Origin of the sequence: Peribacillus folii (genome assembly GCF_030271255.1) — a bacterium.
Lineage (GTDB): Bacteria > Bacillota > Bacilli > Bacillales > DSM-1321 > Peribacillus.
Genome location: NZ_JASJOM010000001.1, coordinates 1 through 24,596, shown reverse-complemented (window position 1 = coordinate 24,596; position 24,596 = coordinate 1). Strand labels below are relative to the sequence as shown.

Annotated in this window: 25 protein-coding genes; 22 read left to right on the top strand and 3 right to left on the bottom strand. The window is 44.8% G+C overall.

Annotated elements, in window-relative coordinates:
- Positions 1–17: 17 nt before the first annotated feature.
- Genes aroE through QNI08_RS00100 form a run of 6 tightly spaced genes read left to right on the top strand, consistent with a single transcriptional unit; the run spans position 18 to position 3,384 of the window.
- The gene (aroE, locus tag QNI08_RS00125) at positions 18–860 is read left to right on the top strand and encodes a shikimate dehydrogenase (protein ID WP_285765415.1); all 843 of its coding nucleotides are present in this window, start codon (positions 18–20) and stop codon (positions 858–860) included.
- Positions 854–1,144 carry a ribosome assembly RNA-binding protein YhbY gene (yhbY, locus tag QNI08_RS00120; RefSeq protein WP_064463503.1) on the top strand — a complete coding sequence of 97 codons (291 nt, stop codon included), beginning with the start codon at positions 854–856 and terminating at the stop codon, positions 1,142–1,144. The genes aroE and yhbY overlap by 7 nt, the downstream gene beginning before the upstream one ends.
- Before the next feature lie 12 nt (positions 1,145–1,156).
- Entirely contained in the window at positions 1,157–1,726 is a 570-nt protein-coding gene (locus QNI08_RS00115; RefSeq protein WP_285765414.1) for a nicotinate-nucleotide adenylyltransferase, read from the top strand.
- Complete coding sequence (gene yqeK / locus QNI08_RS00110) at positions 1,716–2,288, top strand: bis(5'-nucleosyl)-tetraphosphatase (symmetrical) YqeK (RefSeq protein ID WP_285765413.1); 573 nt, start codon at positions 1,716–1,718, stop codon at positions 2,286–2,288. Before QNI08_RS00115 ends, yqeK begins: the two co-directional genes overlap by 11 nt.
- Positions 2,288–2,644: a ribosome silencing factor gene (gene rsfS, locus QNI08_RS00105; protein ID WP_285765412.1), complete on the top strand. Its 357-nt coding sequence runs from the start codon at positions 2,288–2,290 to the stop codon at positions 2,642–2,644. Before yqeK ends, rsfS begins: the two co-directional genes overlap by 1 nt.
- Positions 2,641–3,384, top strand: a complete 744-nt coding sequence (locus tag QNI08_RS00100; protein ID WP_285765411.1) for a class I SAM-dependent DNA methyltransferase — start codon at positions 2,641–2,643, stop codon at positions 3,382–3,384. Before rsfS ends, QNI08_RS00100 begins: the two co-directional genes overlap by 4 nt.
- A 103-nt stretch (positions 3,385–3,487) precedes the next feature.
- On the opposite strand, the gene comER is transcribed toward QNI08_RS00100, so the two are convergent.
- Positions 3,488–4,318, bottom strand: coding sequence for a late competence protein ComER (gene comER, locus QNI08_RS00095; RefSeq protein ID WP_285765410.1), 831 nt, complete (start codon positions 4,316–4,318; stop codon positions 3,488–3,490).
- 113 nt (positions 4,319–4,431) lie between these two features.
- On the opposite strand from comER, the gene QNI08_RS00090 reads away from it, so the two are divergent.
- The 3 genes from QNI08_RS00090 (at position 4,432) to QNI08_RS00080 (ending at position 8,026) form a co-directional block, all read left to right on the top strand.
- On the top strand, positions 4,432–5,052 hold the full coding sequence (locus tag QNI08_RS00090; RefSeq protein WP_285765409.1) for a helix-hairpin-helix domain-containing protein: 621 nt from the start codon (positions 4,432–4,434) through the stop codon (positions 5,050–5,052).
- 78 nt (positions 5,053–5,130) lie between these two features.
- Positions 5,131–5,691, top strand: a complete 561-nt coding sequence (locus QNI08_RS00085) for a ComE operon protein 2 (protein ID WP_285765408.1) — start codon at positions 5,131–5,133, stop codon at positions 5,689–5,691.
- A 16-nt stretch (positions 5,692–5,707) separates the two neighbouring features.
- Complete coding sequence (locus tag QNI08_RS00080; RefSeq protein ID WP_285765407.1) at positions 5,708–8,026, top strand: DNA internalization-related competence protein ComEC/Rec2; 2,319 nt, start codon at positions 5,708–5,710, stop codon at positions 8,024–8,026.
- Between the two features lie 71 nt (positions 8,027–8,097).
- On the opposite strand, the gene QNI08_RS00075 is transcribed toward QNI08_RS00080, so the two are convergent.
- Entirely contained in the window at positions 8,098–8,232 is a 135-nt protein-coding gene (locus tag QNI08_RS00075; protein WP_285765406.1) for a YqzM family protein, read from the bottom strand.
- Between the two features lie 335 nt (positions 8,233–8,567).
- On the opposite strand from QNI08_RS00075, the gene holA reads away from it, so the two are divergent.
- On the top strand, positions 8,568–9,575 hold the full coding sequence (gene holA, locus QNI08_RS00070; protein ID WP_285765405.1) for a DNA polymerase III subunit delta: 1,008 nt from the start codon (positions 8,568–8,570) through the stop codon (positions 9,573–9,575).
- Between the two features lie 144 nt (positions 9,576–9,719).
- On the opposite strand, the gene rpsT is transcribed toward holA, so the two are convergent.
- On the bottom strand, positions 9,720–9,986 hold the full coding sequence (rpsT, locus tag QNI08_RS00065) for a 30S ribosomal protein S20 (RefSeq protein ID WP_064463485.1): 267 nt from the start codon (positions 9,984–9,986) through the stop codon (positions 9,720–9,722).
- A 275-nt stretch (positions 9,987–10,261) separates the two neighbouring features.
- On the opposite strand from rpsT, the gene gpr reads away from it, so the two are divergent.
- From gpr to mtaB, 12 genes are all read left to right on the top strand, one after another.
- Positions 10,262–11,380 carry a GPR endopeptidase gene (gene gpr, locus QNI08_RS00060; protein WP_285765404.1) on the top strand — a complete coding sequence of 373 codons (1,119 nt, stop codon included), beginning with the start codon at positions 10,262–10,264 and terminating at the stop codon, positions 11,378–11,380.
- Positions 11,381–11,466: 86 nt separating this feature from the next.
- Complete coding sequence (spoIIP, locus tag QNI08_RS00055) at positions 11,467–12,666, top strand: stage II sporulation protein P (protein WP_285765403.1); 1,200 nt, start codon at positions 11,467–11,469, stop codon at positions 12,664–12,666.
- Positions 12,667–12,683: 17 nt separating this feature from the next.
- Positions 12,684–13,007 carry a YqxA family protein gene (locus tag QNI08_RS00050; protein ID WP_285765402.1) on the top strand — a complete coding sequence of 108 codons (324 nt, stop codon included), beginning with the start codon at positions 12,684–12,686 and terminating at the stop codon, positions 13,005–13,007.
- A gap of 169 nt (positions 13,008–13,176) precedes the next feature.
- Positions 13,177–15,012, top strand: a complete 1,836-nt coding sequence (gene lepA, locus QNI08_RS00045) for a translation elongation factor 4 (protein WP_285765401.1) — start codon at positions 13,177–13,179, stop codon at positions 15,010–15,012.
- 86 nt (positions 15,013–15,098) lie between these two features.
- Positions 15,099–16,250, top strand: coding sequence for a radical SAM family heme chaperone HemW (hemW, locus tag QNI08_RS00040; RefSeq protein ID WP_285765400.1), 1,152 nt, complete (start codon positions 15,099–15,101; stop codon positions 16,248–16,250).
- A gap of 125 nt (positions 16,251–16,375) precedes the next feature.
- Positions 16,376–17,404 carry a heat-inducible transcriptional repressor HrcA gene (gene hrcA, locus QNI08_RS00035; RefSeq protein WP_285765399.1) on the top strand — a complete coding sequence of 343 codons (1,029 nt, stop codon included), beginning with the start codon at positions 16,376–16,378 and terminating at the stop codon, positions 17,402–17,404.
- Positions 17,405–17,503: 99 nt separating this feature from the next.
- Positions 17,504–18,094 carry a nucleotide exchange factor GrpE gene (gene grpE, locus QNI08_RS00030; protein ID WP_285765398.1) on the top strand — a complete coding sequence of 197 codons (591 nt, stop codon included), beginning with the start codon at positions 17,504–17,506 and terminating at the stop codon, positions 18,092–18,094.
- Between the two features lie 36 nt (positions 18,095–18,130).
- Positions 18,131–19,966: a molecular chaperone DnaK gene (gene dnaK, locus QNI08_RS00025; RefSeq protein ID WP_285765397.1), complete on the top strand. Its 1,836-nt coding sequence runs from the start codon at positions 18,131–18,133 to the stop codon at positions 19,964–19,966.
- A gap of 294 nt (positions 19,967–20,260) precedes the next feature.
- Positions 20,261–21,379 (top strand): molecular chaperone DnaJ, encoded by a 1,119-nt coding sequence (dnaJ, locus tag QNI08_RS00020; protein ID WP_285765396.1) that lies wholly within the window; start codon positions 20,261–20,263, stop codon positions 21,377–21,379.
- 36 nt (positions 21,380–21,415) lie between these two features.
- Entirely contained in the window at positions 21,416–22,357 is a 942-nt protein-coding gene (gene prmA / locus QNI08_RS00015; RefSeq protein ID WP_285765395.1) for a 50S ribosomal protein L11 methyltransferase, read from the top strand.
- Between the two features lie 123 nt (positions 22,358–22,480).
- The gene (locus tag QNI08_RS00010) at positions 22,481–23,233 is read left to right on the top strand and encodes a 16S rRNA (uracil(1498)-N(3))-methyltransferase (RefSeq protein WP_285765394.1); all 753 of its coding nucleotides are present in this window, start codon (positions 22,481–22,483) and stop codon (positions 23,231–23,233) included.
- A gap of 6 nt (positions 23,234–23,239) precedes the next feature.
- Positions 23,240–24,577, top strand: a complete 1,338-nt coding sequence (gene mtaB / locus QNI08_RS00005; RefSeq protein WP_285765393.1) for a tRNA (N(6)-L-threonylcarbamoyladenosine(37)-C(2))-methylthiotransferase MtaB — start codon at positions 23,240–23,242, stop codon at positions 24,575–24,577.
- The last annotated feature ends 19 nt before the right edge of the window (positions 24,578–24,596 follow it).

The following is a 24,596-nucleotide window of genomic DNA, read 5'->3' as shown; positions in this document are numbered from 1 at the left end:
AGGGGTCGTCAAAGTCTATGAAAAAGATCTATGGGGTAATGGGAGATCCAATTGCACATTCAATGTCACCGGACATTCATAATGATGCTTTTGAAAGAGAAAATATCGAAGCGGTTTATCACCATTTTCATGTGACGAAAGAAGGGTTGAGCGACGCTGTAAAAGGTATGAAAGCCCTTGGTATAGAAGGGTTTAACATCACCATTCCACATAAGACGTCAATCATTCCCTTCCTTGATGAAGTGGATGAACTGGCCCTGGCAATCGGGGCTGTAAATACGGTTGTTAACAAAAACGGCCGCTTTATGGGGTATAATACAGACGGAAAAGGTTTTTTCAAATCTTTATGCGATGAAATATCAGGTGACATTAAGGCTAAAAAAACGTTAGTGATCGGAGCGGGCGGTGCTGCGCGTGCGATTTATTTTACACTTGTGAAAGAAGGGGTAAAGCAGGTGGATATTGCAAATCGGACGAAGGAAAGAGCGGCCGAGCTTGTTTCTGATTGCCCTTATGATAAAATATCGAAGGCACTCTCGATTATCGAAGCGGAACAAAGCTTATCACAATATGATTTGATCATCCAAACGACTTCATCCGGAATGAGCCCCGATTATGATCATTCACCGTTGAATGTCGACCGGCTCAAAGCCGGCGCAATAGTCAGTGACATCATCTACAATCCCCTGCAGACCAAGCTGCTTCGTGAAGCCGGGGAAAAAGGCGCGAAAACGCAGAATGGCCTCGGTATGTTCATCAACCAGGCTGCGCTCGCTTTTGAGATATGGACGGATATTATGCCGGATACAGCAAGAATGACAGATATTGTCTTGAACAAACTAGGAGGTAACACATGTTAACAGGAAAACAGAAAAGATTTTTACGCTCAAAGGCCCATCATCTCAATCCGATTTTTCAAGTTGGTAAAGGCGGGGTCAATGATAATCTCATCAAACAAATTGGTGAGGCGCTTGAAGTACGTGAGTTGATCAAGGTCAGCATTCTGCAAAACTGTGAAGAAGACCGCAATGACGTCGGACTTTCTTTATCAAAAGGTGCGCGGGCGGAATTGGTTCAAATCATCGGCAACACCATCGTCCTGTATAAGGAATCAAAAGAAAACAAACAAATCAAACTACCTTAAGGGAACCTATCTATGAAAAAAATTGGAATTCTTGGCGGTACATTCAATCCACCGCACATCGGTCATTTAATTATAGCGAATGAAGTGCTGGACGCTCTGGAGCTTGATGAAATCAGATTCATGCCAAATCATGTTCCTCCCCATAAGGAAAAATCGGAGGAAGTAACCGATATGGACAGGCTTGCTATGTTGGAAAATGCGATAGCCACCAATCCAGCTTTTTATATTGAGGGTATTGAAATAGAAAGAAAAGGCACATCTTATACGTATGATACGATCAAGCTCCTGAAAGAACTTGAGCCGACCAATGAATTCTATTTCATAATTGGCGCAGATATGATTGAGTATTTACCTAATTGGCATCGCATCGACGAGTTGATGGAATTGGTCCATTTCGTCGGGGTGAAGCGTCCTGGCTATAATGAGGAGACCTTATACCCGATTTCGATGGTGAAAGTCCCGCAGATGTTCATTTCCTCTTCCATGATACGAAGGAAGCTAAGAACGGGGAAAACCGTGAAATATTTAATTGCAGATCCAGTGGTGAAGTATATTAAAGGGAATGGTTTATATGAATCGTGAAAGAGCACTGGCGCTTGTCAAGGAACAAATCACGGAGCGCAGGTACATCCATACACTTGGCGTGATGGAGTCGGCGATCGAACTTGCCGAGCTCTATGGCGCAAATACCCAAAAAGCCGAACTGGCAGCCATCTTCCACGATTATGCCAAATTTCGTCCAAAGGAAGAGATGGAGCAAATCATAATCGATGAAAAAATGGCGCCGGATTTACTTCAATACAATATGGAACTGTGGCACGCTCCAGTCGGGGCGTACCTGGTGAAAAAGGAAGCAGGCATCACCGACCATGAAATATTGGATGCAATCGCCTATCATACGTCAGGCAGGGTCGGCATGAGCCTTTTGGATAAGATCATTTATCTTGCTGATTATATTGAACCGGGCCGTTCCTTTCCAGGTGTCGAAGAAGTCAGGCAGACAGCCAAGCGGAACTTGGATCATGCGGTCATCCAGGCTTTAAGGAATACCGTCGTTTTTTTAATGAAACGAAATCAGGCGATTTACCCTGATACATTTAAAACATATAATGATTTGATCATGAATTTGAAGGAGAAGATGTAATGACTGAACGTGAACTACTTGTAATTGCAGCAAAAGCGGCGGATGATAAAAGGGCGGAGGACATCGTGGCCCTGAATATGCAAGGCATATCACTTGTTGCGGATTATTTTTTAATCTGTCATGGTAATTCGGAAAAACAAGTACAAGCCATCGCTCGTGAAATGAAAAGTAAAGCCGATGAATCGGGTATCGCTGTCAAGCGTCTTGAAGGGTTCGATGAAGCGAAATGGGTGCTTGTCGATCTTGGCGATGTAGTGGCACACATTTTCCATAAAGATGAAAGAAACTATTATAACCTCGAACGTTTATGGGGAGATGCCCCTTTCGAAGATTTAGAGAGTGAACTGACTTCATGACCTACGGACGCTTTGCCTATGTATACGATGAATTGATGAAGGATGCGCCCTATGAAAAATGGCTGATGATCCTTACGGCGAAGCTGGAACAGTACGGAATTGGGGGAAGGAAGGTTCTCGATTTGGCTTGTGGAACCGGGGAAATGACCGTCGAATTGGCGCAGCACGGATTTGAGGTCACCGGCGTGGACCTTTCTGATGAAATGCTTTTGGTTGCCAATGAAAAAGCGGTGGAGCTCGGATTAACGATTCCTTTATTCCAACAGAATATGGCAGAACTTGAGGGGCTTGGTCAATTTGATTGTGTCACCATTTTTTGTGATTCTTTGAACTACCTTCGCGATGAGGCGGATATCGTTAAAACGTTCAGCCGGGTGCACGAGCATTTGCAGGAGGGCGGATTGTTCTTGTTTGATGTCCATTCCATATATAAAATGGAAGAAGTGTTCCAAAACCATACGTTTGCCGTCAGCGATGACGAAGTTTCCTATATATGGGATTGCTTTCCGGGTGAAGAACCTTACAGTGTGGAACATGAGCTCAGTTTCTTCGTGAAGGACACACAAAGTGGTCTGTATGATCGCTTTGATGAGTTGCACTATCAACGGACCTATCCGGTTGACCAATATAAAACGTGGTTGCAGCAAGCAGGCTTTACCGTAACTGAAGTAATGGCTGATCTTGAGGAAGCTTCCCCTGTAACGGAAACGGAACGGATTTTGTTTATAGCCAGTAAATGATCAAGAGGTCAGGGACCCCTCCTGCATGTGCGCGTGGGGTCCGGCCTCTTTTTTTTTTCATTTTTGGAATTTTTAGCAGGAAATGAAAAAGACGTTGCGAATATTAATAAGGATGGCCAAATTGCTTTTCAACCTCATGAAGATCTTCCGCAAATTTTTCATGCGTCGCCTGAAAAAGGTGATGGAACATTTCCCCAGTCTCTGCTTCCAAAACCTTGATCCCTTCTCCCGTAATCCCACCTTTCACGCAAACCTTTTCCTGTAGGGCCGGTAATGTATAAATGCCCTTACCAAGCAATTCCCCTAATCCAATCAGCATGTTCTCAGTCAAAGTCGTAGCGGTTTCTTTGTCTATTTTCGTCGTCTGGCAAGCTCCGTCAATAAAAGCTTGTGCTAAATAGCTAAAGAAGGCAGGGCCGCAGCTGACAATGTCGGAGGCCACCCGGGTGATATCATTTTCGATGACGACAGGAGCCGATATCGCAGAGGCCAATTCATGCAAGGCTGACTTAGCCTCCTTGCTGCATCCTTCACCAAAGCTTAGCAGCGATACCCCAGAACCGACCCGATTGGTTATGCTGGGGATGAATCGCGCACAAGGCGCCTTTACGGCCGATTCAAGCTGTGCAACCGATAGCGGACTTGTGATGGAGACGACAAGATGTTTCCTGTTTATATGATGCTTGATGTCCGTAAGCAAACTGTCAATTTGTAATGGTTTTACACAAAGAAAAATAAACTCCGCTTCCTGGGCGATTTCGGCTGCGCTTTCCGCAACCTTGATATCTGGATGCTTTTCCTTCAGTGCCAATGCTTTGGATAGTGTCCGATTCGTAATCACCAAATCAGCCGGATTCAAAATCTTTGCCTCCAGCCACGCCTCGATTAAAATGGTGCCCATATTGCCTGTTCCAATTACACCGATTTTCTTCAAAGCCAATCAACTCCTCTCACTTGAAAAACGATTGATTCTCATAGAAACACTATGTGTTTATGCTCTGTCCTATGACTATGTATGCTGCAAAATCCAATAAGGAGGCAAATGAAATGGATAGGATTTTAAAGAATAAACCGACAATGATTGCCCTCGCAATGGCGATTGGCTCCGTGGTCGTTTACTTTTTATTGCAAACTGGCCGTGATCACGATCCTGTTGAACCTAATGATATTTTTGCTCAGTCGGCAACAGGGGATGGAATGGAAAGTGAAACAAATGCCTTGGATGACCTTATCATTAAGGTCGATGTGAAAGGCGCGGTCGAGAAATCTGGTATTTTTACGGCTCAGGCAGGTGATAGGGTAATTGATATGATCTCGAAAGCAGGCAGTTTTTCGGACAACGCCGATAAGGATAAAGTGAATTTTGCCCAGCTAGTCGAGGATCAAATGGTCATTTATGTTCCGGAAATAGGGGAAGAGGATAAGGAAACCATCGAGCAAAACCATCTTGCCCCTTCCGGCGGGGGTGCAGGAGGACAGGTCAATTTGAATACCGCCACACAGCAAGATTTGGAGACACTTACCGGAATAGGGCCATCGAAAGCGGCTGCGATCCTGGAATACAGGGAGTCCATAGGGAAATTCAAGCAAATTGATGAATTGAAGAATGTGACGGGAATCGGTGATAAAACGTTTGAAAAACTACAGGATTCCATTTCTGTACGGTGATTGATGGAATGGACTACACAAACGGGCAGCAAGAGGGTAAAATTGAAGAAAATCTACTGAGTTAGGGGATACAACAACATGAACAGGATAAGCTGGGATCAATACTTCATGGCGCAAAGCCACTTATTGGCGTTAAGAAGCACGTGTACGCGCCTGACCGTAGGGGCGACGATCGTCAGGGATAACCGGATCATTGCCGGAGGGTATAATGGTTCCATTGCCGGAGGGACGCACTGTATCGATGATGGCTGTTATGTGATCGACAACCATTGTGTCAGGACGATACATGCGGAAATGAATGCACTCCTGCAATGTGCCAAATTCGGGGTGCCAACGGACGGAGCAGAGATATATGTGACCCATTTTCCATGCTTGCAATGCTGTAAATCTCTCATCCAAGCCGGAATCAAAGCCGTCTTTTATGCTGAGGATTATAAAAACCATCCATATGCACTTGAACTATTCAAGCAGGCTGGTGTCATGACAGAAAAGGTTGAAGCACAAAGGACCATCGATGTTAACGAAAAAGAAAAAGAGGATTTTGTACTTGCCTTGCTGGCCAAGCTTGAACGAACAGGGCTAGAAAAAGAAGCGGTATTGGAGCTGGAAAGGCAGGCAGCACACCTATTCAATCATTAACTCACGGAGGGCGGGCATGGAAAGATTCCTTCTCTTATTAGCCGTATCAGCCACTTTTGGAGTTGCGGCCCATTCATTTTCCGGTATAACACTTTTATTCGTCATCACCATCTTTCTCTGCTTCCTCTATCATCGGCTGGGGCTGAGTGTGAAGGCCCTTGGCCTTCACCTCGTGATGATGGTGCTTTTTTTTGGGGCTGCTTCCTTCTCCGATTATCGAAATCAAACCAGCTATCAGGGTACTGAAAGCAGTTTTACCATCACCTTCACCATCACCTTCACCGACCAGCCGAGTATAGACGGACATTCATTGAAAGGCTTCATTGCCAGTGAGAAGGGCGAACGGTTCATGCTCCGATATAAAATCGATTCTGAGCAAGAAAAGAAAAAGCTGGACAAGCTATTGCGGATTGGCTTATCTTGTCCTGCAAGGGGAAGCTTGGTGACGCCCGACAAACAGAGGAATGAGAATGGCTTCGACTATCAGCGTTACCTGAAGCGCAAAGGCGCCCACTGGATATTGAAAGCAGACTATATTTCTTTCCAAGAGTGCTTGGAAGGAGGAAGCTCTGTGGTCCCTTCCATACGTAATTTGCGAATGAAGGGGATTGCTTACATCGGGGAAAACTTTCCGAAAGAATCAAGCGGCTTTGTCACTGCACTCATTTTCGGTGATCAAGCCTATATTGATGAAGACGACCTTACCAACTATCAGCGCCTTGGCCTGGTGCATTTACTGGCAATATCCGGTCTTCATGTCAGTTTTTTAACAGGCATGTTATTTTACGCAGGTATCAGGATTGGAATGACCCGGGAAAGGATGATTACCGTCCTGCTGATTTTTCTACCCGTCTATATGGTACTTTCCGGCGGCAGTCCATCAGTCATTCGATCATGCTTAATGGCAATACTCTTCTTTTTCCTATTGTTATTCAAGCATCGCGTCTCTGCAGCTTCAACCATTGGACTGGTGTACCTCGCACTGTTGTTATTCCAGCCGGATATGCTATATGATATCGGCTTTCAACTTTCGTTCGCCGTCACTTTTTCCATTCTCATGTCTTCGGGCATCTTCTTACGCTATCCCCAAAAAACGCTGCAGTTATTCATCATCAGCTTCATCTGCCAATTGTCAGCACTTCCGATTTTGCTTTTTCACTTTTATGAAGCCTCTTTTCTTGGCGTACTCCTGAATGTTGCGTATGTTCCGCTTTATTCCACCATTTTGCTGCCCTTTTCATTGATTTCCCTCATCAGTCATGTCTTCTTCCCTGCACTGGGTGAGCACCTGATAACGCTATTGAACTTCACCTTCATCCTTTGCAATAAAACCGCCGATGCAGCCTCCAGCCTGCCCTTGGCCTCCATTGTATTTGGAAAGCCCCATTTTTTCTTGATCGCCTTGCTAGTTGCATCTCTTTTAGGGCTCTTCCTGTCTTGGGATGAGTCAAATAATAAAAGTAAATGGTGGGGCGGAATGCTGACTGTGCTCCTGCTTTTTCAATATAATATACAAAAGCTATCACCAGTTGGCGAAGTGCACATCATTGATGTTGGGCAAGGTGACTCGATTTTAATAATCCTGCCATTCAACCGCGGCAATTATTTGATTGATACGGGCGGCCAAATTACATTCCCCATCGAGCCGTGGGAGGAAAAGCGCAAGAAATTCAATACAGCAGATAACATCATCATTCCGCTTTTGAAAAGCAAGGGGATCCATCATCTGGACAAGTTAATCCTGACACATGCGGACGCCGATCATGCAGGGAGTGCGAAAGAATTGATCGAGCACTTCAAAGTGAAGGAAGTTATCATTGGGGGCGGCAATGAAGAGCAGTTTCGCGAGATGGATTTTGTCTCGGTTGCAAGGAATCAAAAGGTGCAGATGAAAGTCACCAATAGGGGCGACCGATGGATTGCAGGCGGAGCTGCGTTTTTTGTGCTTCATCCCCATGGGATGGAAGCAAACAAAAATGATTCGTCGATTGTCTTATATGCGAAGCTCGGGGGTTTATCATGGCTGTTTACGGGAGATTTGGAGGAGAATGGAGAGCAGGAGCTGATGACTGCATTTCCGCGTTTGCAGGCGGATGTCCTGAAGATTGGCCACCATGGCAGCAAAACATCTTCTTCTGCATCCTTCCTTTTGCAGCTGCAGCCGAAAGCTGCATTGATTTCGGCCGGAAAGGATAATCGTTACGGCCACCCCCATAAAAGCGTCTTAGTAAATCTTGAAACAAATCGAACTAGGGTGTTCAGGACGGATGAAGATGGCTCGATTATTTATAAGTATGACAAAAGGAAAGGAACCTTTCACACGACCATCCCATAGTATGTTGTATGAAAATCAAAAAGAAAGAGACTGCAACAGCAGTCCCCGTCCGGGAAAAATAAGTGCAGAAATCAGGATCCGACAGCTTTAATGATGACAGCTATGGCGAACATGGCAGCGAAAAATACAAAAGATCCGATGAATCCGATTGCGGAATCAGCGACGTCATCCGTTTTTGACTGGACATTCTTTTCGAATTCGTTCATGATTTACCCCTCCTATTTCTGCTAATAGTATAAAACATTACCAGTAAAAAATCTACAGGTCGCTTTCTTCATTTCCTTTACTGACAAGAGTTGTCACAAATAGTTTGCGGCTATGGGGTCAAAATAAAGATACAAACAAAGCAAGCGAAAAAAACGATTTTCATTCTGCATGAATACCTTACCCGCTTTCAAGGAAGATGACCCGGGCCTTTCTTGACAGTGTTCATATAGATCCGGAATTAGTCCTTTAGGGGGCTAGTTCCCTTTATAGCTTGTCAAATGGTCCATCCACCTATACCATTAGAGAAGAATACATAAAAAAGAGGCGGATTCTATTGGTATTAGACGTTTGGAAGAGTATAAAAAAAGGGCAATTCGCGCCAGTGTACTTGTTGTACGGAACGGAAGCCTATCTTATTAATGAAACGAAGCAGCTGTTGATCGAGAATGCCCTTCATGAAGACGAGCTGGATTTCAACTTCTCTCAGTTTGACTTGGAAGAGACGCCTGTTGAAACGGCACTAGAAGATGTTGAAACCCTCCCCTTTATCGGGGAACGGCGCTTGGTGTTCATGCAGAATCCATTTTTTCTTACAGCTGAAAAAACGAAGTCGAGAGTCGAGCATAATGTGAAAAGACTTGAAGCCTATTTGGCCGATCCCGTCCCTTATTCAATCGTCGTTTTGACTGCGCCTTATGAGAAGCTGGATGAACGCAAAAAAATCACCAAGGAACTTAAGCGAAAAGCGGTCCTCGTGGAAGCGAAGAAGCTTGGTGACCATGAGTTGAAGGGATGGGTGAGGGAGCGCGTTGGTTCTGTCCGTATAGATGAACAGGCGACGGAGCTATTGCTAGAACTTGCCGGAACGAACTTGATGATGCTTACGAATGAATTGGATAAATTGGTGCTTTATGTGGAGGACGAGCAGCACATCACTGCCGAAATTGTCGAAAAGCTGGTCGCCAAGTCACTTGAACAGAATATCTTCACGCTTGTTGATCATGTGTTGCAACGGAAGATGAAGAGTGCGATGACGATTTTGCACGATCTTCTCCGCCAGAACGAGGAGCCGATCAAGATATTGAGCGTGATGGCAGGTCAAGTCAGGCTCATGTATCAAGTGAAGGAGCTATCCCGCCAAGGGTACAGCCAGCAAAAAATTGCCGGGCAATTGAAGGTGCATCCTTTCAGGGTAAAGCTGGCACTTGAAAAGACGGGGAAATTCCAGGAACGCGAACTGCTGAGCATCATGAATGATTTGGCGGAGGCGGATTATAAAATGAAAACGGGCCAAGCGGATAAGGCGATAACGCTTGAATTGCTGCTCTTGAAAATTAGATGATTAAAAAGGTGACAGCGGTGCTGTCACCTTTTTATGTTGTGGGAAAATGAAAATATTGGAGGATGCCTGTAGGTTTAGGGTATAAGATTTCCTAGAAATAGGCACAAAAAAAACGATCCGGCTGGATCGTTTAATTTTTTGTCATTATGCGTTAAGAGCGTTAAGTCTTTTCGCTAAACGAGATTTTTTACGGGCTGCCGCATTTTTATGGATTAATCCTTTAGATGCAGCTTTGTCTAATTTCACAGCAGCTGTTAATAGAGCTTCTTTAGCAGCTTCAACGTTTTCACCAGCTAATGCAACTTCAGCGTTTTTCACTGTAGTACGCATAGTAGAACGAACTGTAATGTTTTGTACGCGTTTTTTGTCGTTGATTTTCACACGTTTAATAGCAGATTTAATGTTTGGCATTCCGTTCACCTCCTACAAAGAAATCGAGATTATATGAACTCGACTTTTCAAATCCATATCAAATAGCACAAGTGATATTCTATCAGACTGCTCATAAATATGCAATACTTCAGATTGAGAATCGAAAAGGAATTATAATTTCAATAATAAATTCATCTCGTCGTATTTCATTGTACCAAAAAAATGAATAATAAAAAAGCAAAAACGACAGAATGTTTAAGAGAGACTAGGCAATTTACTAGATTGGATTATAATTCGAACAGCAGGAGGGCGCTATGGAAAATCATTTGGATCTTAGTGAATACGGAATTCGGACAGATTTGGCAATAGAAGCAAAGGAAATTGCCCTTGAGCATAAAGGTGTAGTTGAGGAAGTGGATGTCTCCCATATCGAAGGGGTCATCATTAAGGAAAAAGAAGTCGATGAACTGAAGGTTTCCTTGGTCGAGGTCACAGCTGCGGGGGAAAAGGAGATTGGCAAAAAGCAGGGCAGTTATTTGACGATCGAGGTCCAGGGGATCCGCCAACAGGATACGGATACGCAGCACCGGGTGGAGAAGGTGTTTGCCAATGAACTGGCTTACTTCCTGCAACGGAATAAAATCACCAAGGAAAGCAGCTGCTTGGTCGTTGGGTTAGGAAATTGGAATGTCACTCCGGATGCGTTGGGCCCTGCAGTCATCGAGAATCTTGTCGTCACGAGACATTTATTCGAGTTGCAGCCAGGGTCCGTGAAAGAAGGATATCGGCCAGTCAGCGCGATTTCCCCAGGGGTAATGGGGATTACGGGAATCGAGACGAGTGACATCATAAAGGGGGTCATCGAGAAAAGTCAACCCGATTTCCTGATTGTCGTGGATGCCTTGGCTGCCCGTTCGATCGACCGTGTGAATTCGACGATTCAAATAACCGATACCGGAATTCATCCGGGATCCGGTGTCGGGAACAAGCGGAAGGAGCTGAGTGAGGATACTTTGGGCGTGCCCGTCATTGCGATAGGGATTCCGACGGTCGTCGATGCCGTATCCATTGCCAGTGATACGATCGATTATATCTTGAAGCATTTCGGCAAGGAATTGAATGAAGGGGACAGACCTTCACGTTCATTGGCACCTGCGGGATTCAGCTTTGGCAAGCGTACGAAGCTGACCGATGAGGACATGCCCGGAGAGAAGGAACGGCAAACCTTCTTGGGGATGGTAGGGGTGCTTCCTGATGAAGAGAAACGGAAATTGATCTATGAAGTGCTGTCACCGCTTGGTCAAAATTTAATGGTGACACCGAAGGAAGTCGATGTTTTCATCGAGGATATGGCCAACTTGATAGCGAATGGGCTGAATGCGGCCCTGCATCAATCCATCAATCAGGATAATGCTGGATATTACACTCGCTGAATCATTTTTTGTGCCCAAAAATGGTGTTCTACCCTTTCTAGCAAAGTCATACGTATTAATAGACAAGCTATAGAGAGGGTGGAAGGATGAAAAGAAGAAATTCCCCAGGTATCATTACAGCCATTCACGGATCAACGATCATAAAAACTTTTCTAGGTATTCTCGCCTTGCTTCTTTTTATTTTTTCAATCAGTGGGGTCATGACATCCTTGCGACCGGAGTATCGCATATCCTCGAATTCGGTGCATACCGTGGCCAACCAATTTTCAGGGAAAATGCTTTTTTCGATGATGGCCAATGAAAACCAATATTTTTTTAACGCATTGCCGGAGGGCAAAAAAGAATCAGTAATCACAGATCAATTGATAAAGGTTTCAACCAACATATCACTGGAGGACCCGCGGAGCCTGCTTGGCAGGGAACTTCCTGGATTCTCGATTTTCGATAATGAGATTCTCGTGGCTGGTGAAGGGACGAATTATACGAATATGCCATATGAATCCTCGCCGCCTGTAGATGTCCTGAATGAAGAAAGAGATGCTTCGCTGCAAAACCTGGATGAAATTGAAGAACCTGAAAAAGGAGAAACCAACCAGCCACATCAAACGACGAATGGCCGGAAGGTGGTCGAGATTTATCACAGTCACAACCGCGAATCGTATCTTCCCTACTTAAAAGGAGTGACCAATCCAGATCTGGCCTACCATTCTAAAATCAATATCACGAAACTTGGGGAACGAATGGTTGAGGATCTAGCTGATAAAGGGATTGGTTCCTCGCTCGATAAAACGGATATCATGGGTGTATTGAACAATAAAGGGCTGAATTACAACAAATCTTATCAAGAATCGCGAAGGTCCGTTCAAACGGCAATGGCAACTAACAAGGATTTGGAGTATCTCATTGATATCCATCGGGATTCAAAACGAAAAAAATTCACAACGATTACGATCAATGGCAAGCAATATGCTAAAATCGCCTTCGTGATTGGCGGAAATAACCCCAACTTCGAAAAAAATGCTGCGCTCGCGAATAAACTTCATAAAGCATTGGAAAAAAAATACCCGGGCATTTCCCGCGGGGTTATGAAACAGGGCGGAGCTGCCCATAATGGTGTATATAATCAGGATTTATCAGGCAACGCCATGCTTATCGAGGTAGGTGGGGTCGACAATACTTTTGAGGAAATGTTTTTAACCGTCGATGCCTTTTCCGACGTTTTCAGCGAATTCTATTGGGATGCGAAAGCGGTGGATAAAACGGCCGGAGAATCGGAAGCTAAGTAAGAAAGGAGACCTCCATCATGGTTCGATTTTGGTTGAAATGTACAGGGATTGTACTCGTATTATTTTTAGGCGTTCTGATTGGGATGCAGCAGGCGAATGATGGAATGAAGAAAATGAAGGGGTACGAAGATCCTGCTTTGAATAGTGCATTCACGATCAACCAATCTGGCGAAGGAGAGATGGAGGCCGATATTCTTGGGCAAAAAGTCACAAGCCATGATTTGGAGACTAAAAAAGAAAAGCTGGAAGAAATGAAGGCCTTCAATTTTTTCTCTTCAATTGGAAAATCGCTCGGTGATACGATCTCAGGGGCCTTTCAAGCGCTTATCGATATGATTTAGTATGAGTGGTAAACCAGCAAAACGCTGGGCTGCATCCATCCGGAATGCAGCCTTTTTTTATGCTTTGCCGCTAAGGGCTGCTTCTTTTGTAACTATTCTGTTGAATCTTGCATTTTCTATTGATATAATAAAAAATAGTGTATTGTGTCGACTAGTGGGAGTGAACGTCATGAATAGAGAAGAAAAATTAAAAAGACAATCAAAGATTCGTAACTTTTCCATCATCGCTCATATCGATCATGGTAAATCAACATTGGCGGATCGCATCATTGAAAAAACGAACGCCATGACTCAACGTGAAATGAAGAGTCAATTGCTCGATTCCATGGATTTAGAGCGTGAGCGCGGAATTACGATTAAATTGAATGCAATCCAATTGAAATATAATGCCAAAGATGGCGAAGAGTATATTTTCCATCTGATCGACACACCGGGGCATGTCGATTTTACGTACGAGGTCTCAAGAAGCCTTGCTGCGTGTGAAGGCGCTGTCCTAGTTGTCGATGCGGCACAGGGAATTGAAGCCCAAACGCTGGCAAACGTGTATTTGGCTTTGGATAATAATCTGGAAATCATTCCGGTCATCAATAAAATTGACTTGCCAAGTGCTGATCCGGAAAGGGTGCGTGGAGAAATCGAAGAAGTGATCGGCCTCGATGCTTCCGATGCAGTCTTGGCTTCTGCCAAAGCCGGAATAGGAATCGAAGAAATCCTGGAGCAGGTTGTCGAATTGGTGCCGGCGCCCCAAGGAGATCCGGATGCCCCTTTCAAGGCGCTTATTTTCGATTCATTGTTTGATGCCTATCGCGGTGTGGTTGCCTATATCCGTGTTGTCGAAGGTTCCATAAAAGTGGGCGACAAAATCAAAATGATGTCTACGGGCAAGGAATTTGATGTTACGGAATTGGGTGTCTTCAATCCCAAAACGCAATTGCTCGATGAACTGAACGTGGGTGATGTCGGTTTCCTTACAGCAGCTATCAAAAATGTCGGCGATACGACGGTGGGTGATACGATCACAAGCGCCGTGAATAGCGCGACAGAGCCGCTCCCAGGTTACCGGAAGATGAATCCGATGGTATATTGCGGGTTATATCCAATTGACGCATCGAAATTCAATGACCTGCGGGATGCTTTGGAAAAATTGGAGTTGAACGATTCAGCGCTTCAGTTCGAGGCGGAATCATCGCAAGCTTTAGGCTTCGGCTTCCGTTGCGGATTCCTTGGGCTCCTTCATATGGAAATCATTCAGGAACGAATTGAACGGGAATTCAAAATTGATTTAATCACGACGGCACCAAGTGTAATTTACGATGTCGTCCAAACGGATGGAACGGTCCAGAAGGTTGATAATCCATCCAACATGCCTGATGCCCAAAAAATCGAGCGTGTCGAAGAACCATATGTAAAAGCGACAATGATGGCTCCGACTGAATTCGTCGGGGCAATCATGGAAATCTGCCAAAACAAACGCGGGAACTTCATTGATATGGAATATATCGACGAAACGCGTGTAAGCATTCATTATGAAATACCGCTATCGGAAATCGTCTATGATTTCTTCGATCAATTGAAATCGAACACGAGAGGTTATGCATCATTCGATTATGAGCTGATCGGCTATAAGATGTCCAAGCTTGTGAAGATGGATATCCTGCTTAATGGCGAAACTGTCGATGCCTTGAGCTTCATCGTCCATAAGGATTTTGCCTATGAACGCGGGAAGGTCATTGTTGAAAAGTTGAAGAAATTGATTCCAAGACAGCAATTCGAAGTGCCGATCCAAGCGGCTATCGGACAGAAAATCGTGGCCCGTTCCTCGATTAGCGCCATGCGCAAAAACGTATTGGCTAAATGTTACGGCGGCGATATATCGCGTAAACGCAAGTTGCTCGAAAAACAGAAAGAAGGTAAAAAGCGGATGAAGCAGGTAGGATCCGTTGAAGTGCCGCAGGAAGCCTTCATGGCTGTTTTGAAAATGGATGATACGACACCGAAGAAATAATAAAATAAGTGATAGAAGGGAAAAGAGGGTAGAGGAAATCTAGCCTCTTTTTCTATCGACTCATTCAATAAAAGGTTGTGAACACGATGATTAAAAGCGCCTATCTCCATATCCCGTTCTGTGAACATATTTGTCACTATTGTGATTTCAATAAAGTATTCCTGCAGGGCCAGCCGGTCGACGAATATTTACAGATGATGAAAAGGGAAATGGCCCTGCAGCTTTCCAAATACCCGACTTCAGGATTGGATACCATTTTCGTCGGCGGAGGGACACCGACCTCCCTTAATGAAAAACAGCTTGCATTCTTATGTGAAGCAATCAATGAAACGTTGCCATTCGACCCGAAAAAAGCCGAGTATACCTTCGAGGCCAATCCAGGCGATCTCTCTAGGGAAAAACTCGAGATCCTCTATCAGTCGGGTGTCAATCGCCTTAGCTTTGGCGTGCAAAGCTTCAATGATGATTTGTTGAAACGGATAGGAAGGACCCACCGGGCTTCCGAAGTTTATGAAACGATCCATTTGGCTCAAGATGTTGGCTTCACGAATATCAGCATTGATTTGATTTATGGATTGCCCGGCCAAACGATGAGCGATTTTCAGGATACGCTGGATAAAGCCCTTGCCCTGCAATTGCCTCACTATTCCAGTTACTCCTTGATCGTTGAGCCGAAGACGGTTTTTTATAATCAGATGAGAAAGGGTAAATTGAACCTGCCGCCGCAGGAGCTGGAGGCTTCCATGTATGAGAAGCTCATGGAAGAGATGGAGAAGCATGGCAAACGTCAATATGAAATCAGTAATTTTGCCCGTCCGGGTTTTGAAAGCCGTCACAATCTGACATATTGGGATAATGTGGAGTATTATGGCATCGGCGCCGGAGCACATGGCTATACTGGAGGAAAGAGAGTGGCCAACCATGGCCCCGTGAAGAAATATATCACCCCGTTATTGGCAAATCAGCTTCCGGTTTTGGAGGAACATCAGGTACCGCTTCATGAACGGATGGAGGAGGAAATGTTTTTGGGACTTCGAAAAACCGAAGGCGTTTCAATTGAGAATTTCCTGAATAAGTTTTCTGTTGAAATGACCGAAATGTTCCAAAAACCGCTCCAGGAAGAAACGGCAAAGGGTCTTTTAGTGGTTGAAAACGGCTTCGTCCGCTTGACTGAACAGGGGAAACTGCTTGGAAATGAAGTGTTCCAATCCTTTTTAGGTGTTGCCGATCCCGAGTAAAGGAAATCGCTTGTTATTTTAACGTGGAAATACGGGTTTTCTTTGTTGACATCATTGGCTGCATTTGATAATTTATTAGTATATTAGCACTCAGAGAGATAGAGTGCTAACAGAGGTGATCACATATGCTAACTGATCGTCAATTGTTGATTCTGCAAGTGATAATCGAGGATTTTATCCATTCGGCCCAGCCAGTCGGGTCACGAAGCTTGTCGAAGAAAGAGGAAATCACGTTCAGCTCTGCCACAATTCGCAATGAAATGTCTGATCTTGAAGAAATGGGGTTTTTAGAAAAAACCCACACATCTTCAGGTAGGATACCTTCTGAAAAAGGGTATAGATATTATGTGGACCATTTACTTTCTCCTCAAGCTCCGAAAAAGAATGAAATGAAATTGTTGAAATCCGTTTTTGTGGAACGAATTTATGAATTGGAAAAGATCGTTCAAAAGTCAGCGAAAATTCTCTCGGAATTGACGAACTATACGGCAATAGTACTTGGGCCCAAAGTGAATGAGCATAAACTCAAGAAAATCCAGATCATTCCCTTGAGCCCCGAAACAGCGATTGCCATCATCATTACCGATACAGGTCATGTGGAGAATCGGATGATTTCCCTTCCGCCCTCTTTTGATATAAACGAAATTGAAAAGATGGTGAACATATTAAATGCCCGTTTGGTCGATGTTCCGTTAGTTGATCTAAAGGACAAGATTTACAAGGAAGTGGCTGTGCTGTTAAGCCGCCACATTCAAAACTATGGATCGATGGCATCCGTGCTTGCGGATACCCTGACGGATACCAAGCCTGAAAAAATATTTTTCGGCGGGAAAACGAATATGCTGAGGCAGCCGGAATTTCATGATATCGCTAAAGTGAGCACACTTTTATCCATGATTGAGCAGGAGCAAGGGTTTTATGAACTCATTACCCAAAACCCATCCGGCATTCATGTCAGGATCGGCCGCGAAAACCAAAACACGGTGCTGGACGATTGCAGCCTGATTACCGCAACCTACTCCATCGGGCAGGAGCAAGTCGGCACTTTAGCCATATTGGGTCCAACAAGGATGGAATATTCGAGGGTGATCAGTTTGCTTTCGTTTTTCTCGAAGGATTTGACCGCCCTCATGACAAAACTGTATCAAAAATAGGAGCAAAGGTAATATTGTTAAGGTGGCGGAAGGCATCAACCCGCTGCCTGGCATGATACTTTAGCATAAATTGTATAACCCTTTTAGGGAGGTGAGATTGTGACAGAAAATAAAAACGAAGAACAAACATTGGAAAATGAAACAATCGAAGAAAATGCGGCAGAAGCGGTTCTCGCTGAAGAAGAAATTCCAGCGGAGCAAAACCAGGAACCGGTTGAAAAGGATGAGCTTCAATTGGCTCAGGAAAAGATTGCCGAGCTTCAAGCAAAAATCGAAGAAATGGATAACCGTTATCTTCGTCTGCAGGCCGATTTTGATAATTCAAGACGCCGTGCCAAGCTTGATATGGAGGCGGCTCAAAAATATAGAGTTCAAAGTATTGCTGGCGATTTAGTGGAAGCCCTTGATAATTTTGAAAGAGCTACGAAAATCGAAGCGGAAAATGAACAAACGAAATCCCTGCTTTCCGGCATGGAAATGGTTTATAAGGCGATTACAGACGCATTGGCCAAAGAAGGCATCGAGCCGATCAGCTCTGTTGGTGAAGAGTTCGATCCTCGTTTGCATCAAGCGGTCATGCAAGTTCAAGATGAAAACTTCGGCTCCAACATCGTCGTGGAGGAATTCCAAAAAGGATACCTGCTTAAAGACCGAGTGATCCGACCTGCAATGGTGAAAGTGAACGAATAAGCATTTTACATATAATTATTGGGAGGTAGTGAAACTATGAGCAAGATTATTGGTATTGACTTAGGTACAACAAACTCTTGTGTATCTGTACTTGAAGGCGGGGAACCAAAAGTAATCCCGAATCCAGAAGGAAACCGTACGACTCCATCCGTAGTGGCATTCAAAAATGGAGAAAGACAAGTGGGGGAAGTGGCAAAACGCCAAGCGATCACAAACCCTAACACGATCATTTCCATCAAACGTCATATGGGTACTGACCATAAAGAAGTAATTGAAGGAAAAGAATATTCACCTCAGGAAGTTTCTGCAATCATCCTTCAATATCTGAAATCTTACGCTGAAGAATACTTGGGCGAAAAGGTTACCAAAGCGGTCATCACCGTTCCTGCTTACTTCAATGATGCAGAACGTCAAGCGACCAAAGACGCTGGTCAAATTGCCGGTCTTGAAGTGGAACGTATCATCAACGAACCGACAGCTGCAGCACTTGCATACGGTTTGGATAAAACGGAAGAAGATCAAACGATCCTTGTATTCGACCTTGGCGGCGGAACATTCGACGTTTCTGTCATGGAACTTGGCGATGGCGTATTCGAAGTTAAATCCACTGCCGGTGACAACCGTCTAGGCGGAGATGATTTCGACCAAGTCATCATCGATTATTTAGTCGAAGCTTTCAAGAAAGAAAATGGAATCGACCTTTCCAAAGACAAAATGGCCGTTCAACGTTTGAAAGATGCAGCTGAAAAAGCGAAAAAAGATCTTTCAGGTGTAACGTCCACACAAATTTCTTTACCATTCATCACGGCTGGGGATGCTGGCCCGCTTCACTTGGATGTTACATTGACTAGAGCAAAATTCGATGAGCTTTCTTCAGGTCTTGTGGAACGTACAATGGGACCTACTCGCCAAGCTATGAAGGATGCAGGCCTTTCAGCATCTGAAATCGATAAAGTCATCCTTGTCGGTGGATCTACACGTATTCCTGCGGTTGTTGAAGCGATCAAAAAGGAAATCGGTCAAGAACCAAGCAAGGGCGTCAACCCTGATGAAGTAGTGGCAATGGGTGCTGCGATTCAAGGTGGCGTATTGACAGGGGATGTCAAAGACGTTGTTCTTCTTGACGTAACTCCACTTTCTCTTGGAATTGAAACGATGGGCGGAGTATTCACGAAATTGATCGACCGTAATACAACGATCCCTACAAGTAAATCACAAGTATTCTCAACGGCTGCCGATAACCAAACAGCGGTTGATATCCACGTACTTCAAGGTGAGCGTCCAATGTCAGCCGATAACAAAACGCTTGGACGTTTCCAATTGAGTGACATTCCGCCGGCACCACGTGGAATTCCACAAGTTGAAGTAACCTTCGATATCGATAAAAATGGTATCGTGAACGTCCGTGCGAAGGATCTTGGCACAAACAAAGAACAAGCAATCACGATCAAATCATCTTCAGGCCTTTCTGATGAAGAAATCGACCGCATGGTACGTGAAGCGGAAGAAAATGCCGATAGCGATAAGCAACGTAAAGAAGAAGTCGAGCTTCGCAATGAAGCGGATCAACTTGTCTTCCAAACGGAAAAAACGCTTAAAGACCTAGAAGGCAAAGTGGACGAAGCGGAAGTAACGAAAGCGAATGAAGCGAAGGATGAACTGAAAGCTGCCATCGAGAAAAATGAGCTTGAAGAAATCCGCGTGAAAAAAGATGCCCTGAACGAAATCGTTCAAGCGTTGACAATGAAGCTTTATGAGGAAGCGGCAAAAGCTCAGCAGGCTGGAGAAGCTGGTGCTGGAGAAGCCGATGCAAAAGACGATAACGTCGTTGATGCAGAGTACACGGAAGTTAACGAAGAAGAGAAAAAATAAAAAGTGACCCATCTGGGAAGCTGATATATATGGCAGTGTTTTTAGCCTGTCATTGTAGAAAAGTCAAAGTCAGGTTATCTTGACTTTGGCTTTTTTATAATGAATGGTCCGTTTTCCCGATATCCATCGTCGCTTGGGGAAACAGGCGCATGGGGGAAATCGTGTGCAAATCTCGGCTTGCCTTGTCATTTGCAAAAAAGTGTCAAAGCCGTTTGTGCTTTTCTAGTTGATTATTATCTTCGTTCAGTGATAATATTACCTTTATGTGAATCGAATCGGGAGTGGATTTTAGATATGAGTAAACGTGATTATTATGAGGTGTTAGGCCTTTCGAAGAGTGCTTCGAAGGAAGAAATCAAAAAAGCGTATCGCAAGCTCTCCAAACAATATCACCCAGATATTAATAAGGCGGACGATGCTGCGGATAAGTTCAAGGAAATCAAGGAAGCTTATGAGGTATTGAGTGACGAACAAAAAAAGTCCCATTATGATCAATTTGGGCATACAGATCCAAACCAAGGATTTGGCGGTCAGGACTTCGGCGGTTTCGGAGGCTTTGAAGACATTTTCAGCAGTTTCTTTGGCGGCGGCGGACGCAGGAGAGACCCTAATGCACCGCGTCAAGGAGCCGATTTACAATATACGATGACGCTTTCGTTTGAAGAGGCGGCTTTCGGAAAAGATACCGAAATTGAAATCCCTCGTGAAGAGGATTGTGATACATGTAAAGGATCGGGAGCCAAACCGGGGACCAAAGTGGAAACTTGTTCACATTGTCATGGAACCGGCCAATTGAATGTGGAACAAAATACTGCATTTGGCAGGATTGTGAACCGGAGAGCATGTCACCACTGTCAAGGAACAGGCAAGATCATACCTCACAAATGTTCGACATGCGGCGGCGACGGAAAGGTTCAAAAACGTAAAAAAATCCAAGTCAAGGTTCCTGCAGGAATCGATGATGGCCAGCAGCTGCGGGTAACCGGTCAAGGCGAACCAGGAATCAACGGCGGCCCGGCGGGAGATCTATATGTTGTCTTCCATGTGCGCAGCCATGAATTCTTCGAGCGGGACGGCGATGACATCTATTGTGAAATGCCGATAACCTTTGCCCAGGCAGCATTGGGGGATGAAATTGAGGTACCTACGCTGCATGGAAAAGTGAAGCTGAAGATTCCTGCTGGTACACAAACAAGTACCCGCTTCCGTTTAAAAGGCAAGGGCGTCCCGAATGTCAGGGGATATGGCCAGGGAGATCAGCATGTTGTCGTGTTGGTTGTCACGCCTAAAAAATTATCGGAAAAACAAAAGGACCTGCTTCGTGAATTCAATGACATCAGCGGGCAATCAGGTATTGATGAACAAGAGGATGGCTTTTTCTCAAAAGTGAAGCGTGCTTTTAAAGATAGGTGAATACAAGTAAAAGAAGAAATTGGGAGTTGGTAGATTATGAAGTGGTCTGAATTTGCAATCCAAACAACGAATGAAGCAGTTGAACCTGTTTCGAATATTCTTCATGAGGCAGGTGCCAGCGGCGTTGTCATTGAGGATCCTCTAGAATTAGTCAAGGAACGTGAAAACGTTTTTGGCGAAATCTATCACTTGAACCCAGATGATTATCCGGATGAAGGTGTACTGATCAAGGCATACTTGCCCGTAAACAGCTTCCTTGGGGAAACCGTTGATGCGATTAAGGAATCAATTAATAATCTCCTTCTTTTTGATATTGACCTTGGGAAGAATATCGTTTCAATCAGTGAAGTGAATGAAGAAGAGTGGGCAACCGCTTGGAAAAAATATTATAATCCCGTAAAGATTTCCGAACGTTTCACCATTGTTCCTACATGGGAGGATTACACTCCTGTAAGCAGTGATGAACTGATCATTGAACTTGATCCAGGCATGGCCTTCGGAACCGGCACGCACCCTACGACGGTCATGTGCATCCAAGCATTGGAGCGTACAGTGAGGCCAGGCGATTTGGTAGTCGATGTAGGAACGGGGTCAGGCGTATTGAGCATTGCTGCCGCGCTCCTCGACGCCAAGCAGATCCAGTCTCTTGACTTGGATGATGTGGCCGTGCAATCCGCAACGCAAAATGTGGAGCTTAACAAAGTACAAGATAGAGTGTCCGTTTCACAAGGAAACTTGTTGGATGGTGTGCATGAACAAGCTGATGTCGTCGTGGCCAATATTCTTGCCGAAGTCATCATGAGCTTTACCGATGATGTAGCTAAGGTAGTCAAGCCAGGCGGATACTTCATTGCATCCGGAATCATCCAGCCGAAGAAACAAGATGTCAAGGACGCGATCACGGCATCCGGCTTCACCATTGAGGAAACGGTCCTGATGGAAGATTGGGTGGCCATTATCGCAAAAAGGAATGACTAATTGGAAAAGTTACTCTGATTATCGGGTATTTGGATAATCAGAGTACCTTTTTTTAGCTTGAATCTTGCATGGCTTGCACTCGGGAAACGGGAATTTTTTAGACTAGGCGAAGTAGGTGGCAGTGTGCAACGGTATTTTCTTAACGAAGAAGACATCAAAGGAAGCATAGTAACGATTTCAGGCGATGACTTTCACCATATTTCCAGGGTGATGAGGATGGCCCCGGGAGAGCGGATCATTACCGTGAGGGCAAACGGTATGGCGGCTGTCACGGAAATTTCGGAAATGACGGATGATGCGGTTATAGGAAACGTCTTGGAATGGAAGAATGAAGAAAAAGAACTGCCGGTAAGGGTGGTAATTGCGAGCGGTCTGCCTAAAGGGGATAAGTTGGAGTATATCGTTCAAAAGGGCACCGAACTGGGTGCCGCTGAATTTATCCCTTTTATTGCTGCTCGTTCGGTGGTAAAATGGGACCACAAAAAGGTAGGAAAGAAATTGGAACGGCTTCAGAAGATATCAAAAGAGGCGGCTGAGCAATCGCATCGAACGGTAATTCCTGAAGTCAGGGAGCCGATGACGGCTGATCAGCTAGCTTCGCTTGCTGCCGGTTTCGACCATAAATTAATCGCTTTTGAGGAAGAAGCAAAGCGGGGGGAAACCTCCGTCCTGGCATCCGTCCTGAAAGATATCGCTGCAGGACAATCGATTTTATTCGTATTTGGTCCTGAAGGCGGCCTGGCAGACAAGGAAATCGAAAGACTGTCCGCCGCAGGATTTGTAGCCTGCGGCCTTGGACCAAGAATATTAAGAACTGAAACAGCACCTTTATATGCACTTTCCGCTGTTTCTTATCATGTAGAACTTTTGAGGTGATGTAAAATGGCAACGGTCGCTTTCCATACATTAGGCTGTAAAGTGAATCATTATGAAACAGAAGCTATTTGGCAATTATTCAAAACTGGAGGATATGATCGTGTTGAGTTTGAGCATGCATCGGATGTATACATCATCAATACATGCACGGTGACCAACACGGGCGACAAGAAGAGCCGCCAGGTTATCCGGCGCGCCATCCGCAAAAACCCGAATGCCGTCATTGCGGTAACCGGATGCTACGCCCAGACATCGCCAGCAGAGATCATGGCCATACCAGGCGTGGATATTGTCGTTGGAACACAGGATAGGGTAAAACTTCTTGATTACATCGAGCAATTCAAGGAAGAGCGTGAACCGATCAATGCAGTCGGCAATATCATGAAAAACCGTGTGTACGAGGAACTGGACGTACCAGCTTTTACAGATCGTACCCGGGCCTCACTCAAGATTCAGGAAGGCTGCAATAACTTCTGCACTTTCTGCATCATTCCTTGGGCCCGTGGCTTGATGCGTTCCCGTGATCCAAAGGAAGTCGTACACCAGGCAAAACAACTTGTCGAGGCAGGCTATAAAGAGCTCGTCCTTACGGGAATCCACACCGGCGGATACGGTGATGACTTGAAGGACTATAACTTGGCCATGCTTCTTCGTGACTTGGAACAAGTCGAAGGGTTGAAGCGGATCCGCATCTCATCCATTGAAGCGAGCCAGATTACCGATGAAATCATCGAAGTGCTGACGAATTCGAAAAAAGTGGTTCGCCACTTGCACATTCCCCTGCAATCGGGGTCCGATACGGTAGTAAAACGAATGAGACGCAAATATACGATGGATTTCTTCGGCGATCGGATCGAAAAATTGAAAATTGCACTGCCAGGTCTGGCGGTCACGTCAGATGTCATTGTCGGTTTCCCTGGTGAAACGGAAGAAGAGTTCATGGAGACCTATAATTTTATCGAAAAGTACAAATTTTCCGAGCTTCATGTTTTCCCTTATTCAAAACGGACAGGCACACCTGCTGCACGAATGGAAGATCAAGTGGATGAAGATGTCAAAAACGAACGTGTACACCGCCTTATCGCGTTGTCCGATCAATTGGCAAAAGAGTATGCTTCCCGTTTCGAGGGAGAGGTCCTTGAAGTCATCCCTGAGACGCAGCTGGACAATGGCCTTTATGAAGGCTATTCCGATAACTACATGAAAATCGTCTTCCCGGCTACAGAAGAAATGGTCGGGGAAATCGTAAAAGTGAAGATTACAAAGTCTGGCTATCCTCACAGTGAAGGCCAATTCGTAACGGTTGTGAAAGATTTTCCGCTGCCGCAAGCAGCAAATATGTAAGACAGCGATATACGCTGTC